Raw genomic sequence first — 269 nt, forward strand, 5'->3', positions numbered from 1 at the left:
CCGCAACAGCCGCAAGGTCGCGCTGACGCCCACCGGTCGCGACGTGCTGCCGCTTCTGCAAAAGTCGCTGCACGACATGGAGCATGTGCTGATCGACGCACGGGCGCTCGGCGACGGCGCGAGCGGCACCGTGCGTATCGCATGCCTGCCGACATTCGCGGCGAGCTCGCTGCCCGAGCTGGTGCAGGCGCTGAAGGAAGCCGTGCCGCGCGTGAGGTTTCAGGTGCGCGATGTCGTCGCGAGCATGGTCAATACGCTGGTGCGCAATG

Annotated in this window: 1 protein-coding gene; it reads left to right on the forward strand. The window is 67.7% G+C overall.

Annotated elements, in window-relative coordinates; translation table 11 throughout:
• A partial coding sequence (locus tag SB772_RS41350; protein ID WP_410838693.1) for a LysR substrate-binding domain-containing protein occupies positions 1-269 on the forward strand: 269 nt, incomplete at both ends.

This window comes from Paraburkholderia sp. SIMBA_030, assembly GCF_046535245.1.
Lineage (GTDB): Bacteria > Pseudomonadota > Gammaproteobacteria > Burkholderiales > Burkholderiaceae > Paraburkholderia.